The sequence below is a fragment of the Roseateles sp. genome (assembly GCF_036404855.1).
Lineage (GTDB): Bacteria > Pseudomonadota > Gammaproteobacteria > Burkholderiales > Burkholderiaceae_C > Pelomonas.
Genome location: NZ_DASWYS010000366.1, coordinates 1 through 5,160, shown reverse-complemented (window position 1 = coordinate 5,160; position 5,160 = coordinate 1). Strand labels below are relative to the sequence as shown.

The 5,160-nt window shown below is 69.3% G+C and carries 5 protein-coding genes; 2 read left to right on the top strand and 3 right to left on the bottom strand.

The genetic code is table 11. The features are described 5' to 3' along the window. Window positions 1-119 precede the first annotated feature (119 nt). On the bottom strand, window positions 120-458 hold the full coding sequence (locus VGF12_RS24535) for a hypothetical protein (RefSeq protein ID WP_331178669.1): 339 nt from the start codon (window positions 456-458) through the stop codon (window positions 120-122). A gap of 335 nt (window positions 459-793) precedes the next feature. Here VGF12_RS24535 and chrA point away from each other — a divergent pair, with 335 nt between their 5' ends. Together chrA and VGF12_RS24525 are read left to right on the top strand one after the other, a co-directional pair. After that, window positions 794-2,128 (top strand): chromate efflux transporter, encoded by a 1,335-nt coding sequence (gene chrA, locus VGF12_RS24530; RefSeq protein ID WP_331178671.1) that lies wholly within the window; start codon window positions 794-796, stop codon window positions 2,126-2,128. A 32-nt stretch (window positions 2,129-2,160) separates the two neighbouring features. Next, entirely contained in the window at window positions 2,161-2,718 is a 558-nt protein-coding gene (locus tag VGF12_RS24525; RefSeq protein ID WP_331178668.1) for a DUF1439 domain-containing protein, read from the top strand. Between the two features lie 5 nt (window positions 2,719-2,723). Here the strand turns inward: VGF12_RS24525 and VGF12_RS24520 are convergent, their stop codons facing one another. Beyond that, window positions 2,724-3,542 (bottom strand): sulfite exporter TauE/SafE family protein, encoded by an 819-nt coding sequence (locus VGF12_RS24520; protein WP_331178667.1) that lies wholly within the window; start codon window positions 3,540-3,542, stop codon window positions 2,724-2,726. Between the two features lie 4 nt (window positions 3,543-3,546). Then, on the bottom strand, window positions 3,547-5,154 hold the full coding sequence (locus VGF12_RS24515) for a bifunctional protein tyrosine phosphatase family protein/NAD(P)/FAD-dependent oxidoreductase (protein ID WP_331178670.1): 1,608 nt from the start codon (window positions 5,152-5,154) through the stop codon (window positions 3,547-3,549). Window positions 5,155-5,160: the final 6 nt, after the last annotated feature.

Below are 5,160 nucleotides of genomic sequence, written 5' to 3'. Positions count from 1 at the left end.
GAGGCGACACCCGGTGTGGGCGCCCTAGCCTCGCGCAAATCCGCGGACGGCGCCACCGGGCCACCCCGCCCAGATCCCCAACTCAGCGGAGGCCGCCGGCCTGCAGCAGGGTCGCTTTGTCAGGCCGGCAGGTCGAGTCCCGCGGCCCGCCCGGCCCTCCAGCAGGCGATCAGCTGGCGCGCCAACTCCGGCAGCTCGCCCCGCCCGACGCGCTTGGCAAAGCCGAAGCGCTCGCCAGCGTAGATGCGGTCATAGGCCAGGCGCGATACATGCGCGGGCCAACCCTGGGCAGCCATCAGCGCCGAGAAGCGCTCCAGCTGGCGCAGCTCCACCTGCAGCGGCCGTTCACGGCTGAGGCAGGCGTCCTCGATGAGCAACCGGGTCGAACCCTGCAGACAGCGGATGCGCCGCGGGCCGAAGCTGGGCAACGGGAGCGGTCGGCGGTGGCGGAACGTCATGCCGCCAAGATAGATGCAGCGCGGCCAAGCCTGCGCCGAAAAACACCGCTTTGGCGAACCGTCCCCGCAGCGCGCCCTCCGACACCGCCCCGGATGTGGGTTCAGTCACGCACCGGACAAGAAAAACCCTTCGGCCGGCGGAGCGGTCCGAAGGGTTGAATCCACCCTTGACGGGAGGAGGAGACAAACAGTGGCGCAACGTTACCGCCAGACAAAGCCCCATGGCAATCAAGTTCGCGAGTGAACGCATGCCGAAAGCGCCGCAGGGTATGAGGCCCGGTTGGGCTGGTGACCGGCCCTACATTGCCGCCTGACGTTCCTGCCGGAGACCCGCCATCGATTCGCCGCCCCGCCCCGTCGGATTCTGGGAAGCCCTGCGCTTCTGGCTCAAACTCGGTTTCATCAGCTTTGGTGGTCCGGCCGGGCAGATCGCAATCATGCACACCGAGCTGGTGGAGCGCCGCCGCTGGATCAGCGAACGGCGTTTCCTGCACGCGCTGAACTACTGCATGTTGTTGCCCGGCCCGGAGGCCCAGCAGCTCGCCACTTACATCGGCTGGCTGATGCACCGCGCCGGCGGCGGGCTGGTCGCCGGTGTCCTCTTCGTGCTGCCTTCGCTGTTCATCCTGGTGGCGCTGTCCTGGGTCTACCTTGCCTGGGGACAGTTGCCGTTGGTGGCCGGGCTGTTCTACGGCCTCAAGCCAGCCGTGACTGCGCTGGTCCTGCACGCCGCCCACCGCATCGGCACGCGGGTGCTGAAGAACGCCTGGCTCTGGGCGATCGCCGCGGCGGCCTTCGTCGCCATCTTTGCGCTGAACGCCCCTTTCCCGCTCATCTTGCTGGCCGCCGCCCTCGCCGGCCTTTTCGGCGGCCGGCGCGCGCCGCAGGTCTTCGCGGCCCACGGGGCCGCCGGCGCTGCCCAGTCAGGCTACGGCCCGGCGCTCATCGACGACGACACGCCCACGCCACCCCATGCCCGTTTTGTCGGCGCCCGGCTGGCACGGGTGCTGGCCATCGGCTTCGGCCTGTGGGCTGCCGCAATGGCAGCCCTTGTGCTGGCCTGCGGCGTGCAGGGCGCGCTGACGCAGATGGGCTGGTTCTTCACCAAGGCAGCGCTGATGACTTTCGGCGGGGCCTATGCCGTGCTGCCCTATGTCTACCAGGGCGCCGTCGAACAGCACCAATGGCTGACGGGAACCCAGATGATCGATGGCCTGGCCCTGGGCGAGACGACGCCCGGACCGCTCATCATGGTGGTGGCCTTCGTCGGGTTCGTGGGCGGCTGGACCAAGCAGCTGTTCGGCCCGGACGCCCTCTTCCTGGCTGGCGCGACGGCCGCTGGCGTCGTCACCTTTTTCACCTTCCTGCCGTCCTTCGTGTTCATCCTGGCGGGCGGGCCGCTCATCGAGTCCACGCACGGCAGGCTGCAGTTCACCGCACCGCTGACTGCCATCACCGCCGCCGTCGTCGGCGTCATCCTGAACCTGGCGCTGTTCTTCGCCTGGCATGTGATGTGGCCGCAAGGGCTGACCGGCCGCTTCGACTGGGTCTCGGCCATGATCGCCGCCGGGGCCGGCATCGCGCTATTCCGCTTCAGGTGGGGCGTCATGCCGTTGCTGTTCTTGTGCGCGCTCCTGGGCCTGGGCGCAAGCTGGCTGCAGGCCAGCTGAGCCGAAGCCCGGAGAAGGCGTAGCCTTGCGCCATGAACCGCCGCCTCGTCGCCTTTTCCGCCGTCTTGCTCACCGCCTTGGCGATGACCACCTGCGCGGTGGTCAGCCGCCTCTCCGATGGCCACCTCGACATTGACCAGGTCGAGCTCCAGGCGCGCATTGCGTCGCACTTTCCGACGCACCACTGCAAGCTCATCGTCGCCTGCCTTGACTTGTCCAATCCCGTCGTCGTGTTGACCGAAGGCGCCGATCGAATCGGCCTTGATGTTGACACCCGGGTGGGACTGGGCGGGCACGAGCGCACCGGCCGCGTGGGCTTCTCCGGGCGGCCGCGCTATGTGCCCGGCGAGGGCCAACTCTTCCTGGACGACCTGCAGATCACGACGCTAGAGTTCGCGGGCCTCCCCGAGGAGTACGCCGCCCTTGTGAAGCTGCGCGGACCGGCAGTGATCAATGCGCAGCTGCAATCCCGCCCCATCTATACGCTCGATGCCGGATCGGCCAAGGGAGCGCTGGCCAAAATGACGGTGCGTGACGTGAAGGTCGTTGACGGCCGCCTCCGGGTCAGCTTCGGCACTGCGGGGCGATAGCGGGCCTATCGGCCCACCCATCCCGTGGCACGCAGCAGCATCAACAACGCCACCGCAGCCGCGAGGACCCCAAACGCCTGTTGCAGGCGGTTTCCGCTCCAACGCGCACTGAACCGGCGGCCAGCCAACATCGCCAGGACTGCTCCCGCGGCGAACGGCAGCGCCACGGGCCAGGCCATCGCGCCCTGCGTCGCCGCCCCCAGCACGCCACCCAGCGACACCAGGGCGATGACGGCCATGGACGTCGCGACCACGCCGCGCGGCGGCACGTTGCTGATGCCGGACAGCATGGGCACGATGACGAAGCCGCCCCCGACCCCGAGCAGCCCGCTGAGCATGCCGGACAGGCCACCTGTGAGCGCCAGCATCGCGGTACAGGGCGCCCGCCACGACAGCCGCCCGGTGGCCGGGTTCATCGCACAGACCGGAACCTTGGACGCCTCTGCGGCCGCCGGCTTGTGGCGCTGACGGAGGCTCCGCCAGGCGACCCAGCCCAGCACTGCGGCAAATGCCGCCATCACCGGTTCGTCGGGCAACTCGCGCGCGAGCCGCACGCCCAGCGGCGCAAAGAGCATGCCGGTCAACCCGATCATCAGGGCCGCCCGGTAGCGCACCGCCCTCTCCCTCAACCCGAGCAGGGCGCCGATGCTCGCGGCCAAGCCCACTGCTAGCAGTCCCACCGGCGCCGCCTGGGCCATCTGCAGGTGAAGGCCGAACACCAGCAACGGCACAGCCAGGATGCCACCGCCAGCGCCGGTCAGCGCCAGCACGACCCCGACTGCGCCCCCCATCAACAGGCTCAGGCCGGTGACGTCCCAGGCCACCGGCTCAGCCCACCATCTCGGGCTGCGCCAACCACTCGCGGCCCTTGAGCATGCCGTCCCAATACAGCGGCGGCAGGATGCGCTCCTTGAGATACCAAGCCAGGCGCGACGGCCGCGTACCGTCGATGAACCAGCGCGGGAAGCTGGGCGCGAGCTTGCCGCCGTAGGTGAATTCGGCGAGCACGATCTTGCCGCGCGCAACGGTCAGCGGGCAGGAGCCGTAGCCGTCGTAGCGCGCCTCGCCCTTGGCCGCCCCGCGCGTGGCGAGCACGTTGTGGGCAACCACGGGCGCCTGCTTGCGGGCTGCGGCCGCCGTCTTGGCGTTGCTGGTATTGGCGGCGTCGCCCAGCGCGAAGACATTGGGGAAGCGCCTGTGGCGCAGCGTCCCAGGGTCCACGTCCACCCAGCCCGCCGCGTCGGCCAGCGGGCTGACGCGGATGAAGTCCGGCGCCTTCTGCGGCGGCACGACGTGGATCATGTCGAACTCGCGCACCACCTGGGTCTTGCTGCCGTCAGCATTCGCCTGGCTGAAGGTGGCCTTGCGGGCTGGTCCGTCGACGGCCGTGAGCGTCTGGCCGAAGTTCAGGTGGATGCCGTAGGCCTGCACGTACTGCATCAGCGCGGGCACGTAATCGGGCACACCGAAGAGTACGGCGCCGGCGTTGCAGAACTGGATGTCCACGTCGCGCAGCACACCTGCTCGGCGCCATTGGTCGGCCGACAGGTACATCGCCTTCTGCGGCGCGCCGGCACACTTGATAGGCATGGGCGGCTGGGTGAACACGGCGCGGCCGCCGCGCAGCCCCTGCACGAGCTGCCAGGTGTAGGGCGCCAGGTCGTAGCGGTAATTGGACGTGACGCCGTGGCGGCCCAAGGTCTCGACGAGGCCGTCAACGCCGTGCCAGTCCAGCTTCAGGCCGGGGCAGACGATGAGCTGCCCGTACTTGACGACACGGCAGCCGTCGAGGATGACCGCGTCGCGCTCCGGCTCGAAGGCCGCCACGGCGGCCTTCAGCCAATGCACGCCGCGCGGCAGCACCGAGGCCATCGTGCGCGCAGTGCGCGATGCGTCGAAGACGCCGCTGCCCACTAGCGTCCACCCGGGCTGGTAGTAATGGACGTCGGCGGGGTCGATGACCGCAATGTCCAGTCCAGGGTCGCGCGCCAGCAGGCTGGACGCCACGGCGATGCCCGCCGCACCGCCGCCAATGATGACGACCGCATGCTTCGCGTCGGCCACCTCCACCGGCGTCTTGCCGCCGTTGACGAGGCGGCGTACGACGCCTTTGAGGTCGAATCCCGCGACAGCTGCGCGCTCGATGATCTGCGGCAGAGGCATCGTGCCAGACTGAGACAGCGCCCACATCGTCGACGAGCGCATGCCGGTGCGGCAGAAGGCCAGCACAGGCTTGGGGCTTACGGCCATCAGCGCGCCAAACTCGCGGCCCTGCTCGTCGGTGACCTTGCCCGATTCGGCGGGCAGGTAGTGCATGGTGATGCCCAGGCCGCGGGCCGCGGCCTCCAGCTCGGCGAACACGGGCTGATCGTTGCCTTCACCGTCTGGGCGGTTGCAGATCAGCGTCCGGAAGCCGGCACGGGCAATCTCGGGCAGAGCAGG